This window comes from Catenibacterium sp. UBA627, from assembly GCF_002299355.1.
In the GTDB taxonomy this organism is placed as follows: domain Bacteria; phylum Bacillota_I; class Bacilli_A; order Erysipelotrichales; family Coprobacillaceae; genus Catenibacterium; species Catenibacterium mitsuoka.
Genome location: NZ_DBPF01000136.1, coordinates 1 through 2,843, shown reverse-complemented (window position 1 = coordinate 2,843; position 2,843 = coordinate 1). Strand labels below are relative to the sequence as shown.

Below are 2,843 nucleotides of genomic sequence, written 5' to 3'. Positions count from 1 at the left end.
TATTATACACGTGTAAGGGCTTACTTGCAAACGCTTTCTTTTCTGTAATTGATTACATATTAAAAAAAAGCCCTATATAAGGGAATTATTATTGTTAAAAAAATAACAACTATTTTCTCTTATCGGGCTAAATGATGGATAATTGCAATTAATTTGTCTGGTTCAAGAGTATAAAGCACATCTGGGTTTTTATTGATTGTTTCATAAAGAAGATGCTGATTCTTTTTATAATCCTCCTTAGAAATAGCAATCACAGGCTGTTTTAATACTGCCTTTAGTTGTTTATCTGTCATATTTGTATCATAGATGTATGAATGCATCACGCCTTTGACATGTGTCAAATGACTCATATATTGATAAAAACCATTAACACCTATATGAATTACTGTCTCACAGCATAAAGATAAATAGCGAGACGCTATGTCTGACACAATCAAGAGACCACCCTTTTTATTGAACTCATGCATAATGCGATACTGAGATGCACGATTCATAAATTGATGAATGACAAGTTCTGTATTGAATTTTTTTTGATAATAAAGAACATCTTCATAGCTTTGTACAAAAATCACCTGCTTATTTTCTGAATTAAAATAAGCGTCTTCTGTAATAAAATGCGTACAATGAGGAGTGGACTGGCATTCATGAAGTGTTGTATTAATATTATCTTTTAAGTCTTTATGATGATTAAGACCATATAGAATGCTGGCACAATCAAGGGGCATATGCTTCTTGATTTCTTTAATTTCTCTTATTTCTTCATTAGAAAATTGATTGGATTCCTGATAAATCAGATAAGATACAAAGTTGGTATCAATGACCTTTCTTCTAATATATTCCAATAATTTGGTAGGTGTCGTAAAGAGGATATCTATTCCATTATGAATCGTCTGGCATTCTTCAAAGGTATTGGTTCCTGGATAGGACGTAATAAAACGATATTGTGTGTATTTATTGTATTCTCTCATATCAAAAGAAGAAGAAAGCAGTTCTTCTTTATGTCCAAGAAGAATGATCTGTGTCTTCTCTTCATGAATCATTGAGGCAAGCAGTGGCGGGACAATAGATAAGAGACGGTCTTTTGTTGAATCTATATTCAATATAAAAGACTGGCTCTTCTCAATCAAACGATAAGACTGCTTCTGAACAATACCAGGTGCAATCATCCCCATATCACCTAATGCATGAATGACCTCATCAGGCCATGCATATTTAATATATTTTTTCATTATTTGGATAAAATATATTGTCTCACTTTTGAGATAAAATAAAGAGAACCTGTAATAAACACAACACCTTTATGACTATATGCCTCTTCTACGGCATGTTTCCAGTCTTCATCAATTTTGACTGGGAAATCTTCAGCAAGTTGTTGAGCCGTTGCACGACGAGGATGATCAAATTGTGTGACTGTAATATCCTTTGATAAAGATAACAACGTCTCTAACATATGATGTGTATCCTTGTCACCTAAAGCTGAAAAAATAATCTTGATATTACTAAAATCACGAGCACTTTCAAAGAAAGCATCCATTCCCTCTCTATTATGTGCCCCATCTACAATAATTAATGGATTTTGATGAATTGTTTCAAAACGGCCTTCCCATACTGCATCATGCATTCCTTTTTCTAGATCTGCATCCTTGAATGGGAATTCTTTTCTAATATATTCTAGAATATTAATCGCAAGTGCACTATTAGCGACCTGATAGTGAGCTGATGTAGACAAATCAATATGATATCCATGATAATCATAAGAAATAGAGGCTCCATAATAAACACGTTTAGGTTTTCTTATTTCTATTACATAAGAATGATGCTTATGTGCTTCTTCATAGAAGACTTCTAAACATTCAGGTCTTCTTTCCGCTGTCATATAAGGAATACCACGTTTAATGATTCCTGCTTTACTTCTTGCAATACTAGCATATGTGTTACCTAGGAACTTGACATGATCTAAACCGATATTTGTATTAACAGAAAGTATTGGTGAAATGATATTTGTTGCATCAAGTGTACCGCCTAGACCTACTTCAAATAAGGCAATATCGACACCCTGTTCAATAAAGTACATCACCGCAATAAACACTTCTATTTCAAACTTAGAAAGCTCATATGCCATCCAGTCATCCATATAACGATTGGCATATCTTACAACAGTTGTTTCATCAATAGGTTCATCATCCACTCGAATAATATCTAAACGATTCACTAAGGCTGGAGATGTAAATGTCCCTACTTTATAGCCTGCACATTTAAGAACTTCTTTTGTATAGTTTGTTGTAGAACCTTTTCCATTTGTTCCACCAATATGAACACAAGTTAACTTAGTCTGTGGATCATAGAAGTCATACATGAAGTTCTTAAAGTTCGTTAAAGAATAAACACGGTCCTTTTGTGCTTCTATAAATTCTAATACCTGATCATAATCACTAAAACGAGGAAGCACTGGAATAGTCTTCTTCAATAAATAACGACTATTTGATTCTACATCTACTACATAATCATGCTGTTTAAAGAAAGAAAGATGTTCTTCATCTGTATAAGCAGTTAGTTCTTTTGTCACAAATCTTTCTGCTAGTTCAAGAAGTTCTTCCTGTACAAGTGTATCCTGATAATCTTCAGATACATAGACAAAAGAAATATTAGACAAATCAAGTAGTTCAAGTATGCCTACAATCACTTCTCCACTATATGCAAGAAAAATCATCTTACATGGGTCTTTTAAAGCCCTTGATGTTTCATAATAGTCTCTTGCAAGAAACTGCACAATTGCGTCAATATCCTCTCTAGTCGCAATCTTATATTCAAAATTTTCATTCATATTAACCTTCCATTCCTTT

The 2,843-nt window shown here is 33.2% G+C and carries 2 protein-coding genes; both read right to left on the bottom strand.

Translation table 11 applies throughout. The annotated features are described in order from the left end of the window. Positions 1–119 precede the first annotated feature (119 nt). Positions 120–1,229 carry a DEAD/DEAH box helicase gene (locus B2S90_RS09160; protein ID WP_055289287.1) on the bottom strand — a complete coding sequence of 370 codons (1,110 nt, stop codon included), beginning with the start codon at positions 1,227–1,229 and terminating at the stop codon, positions 120–122. Beyond that, on the bottom strand, positions 1,229–2,843 hold a 1,615-nt coding region (locus B2S90_RS09155), incomplete at its 5' end, for a glutamate ligase domain-containing protein (protein ID WP_349677212.1). The genes B2S90_RS09160 and B2S90_RS09155, both read right to left, overlap by 1 nt.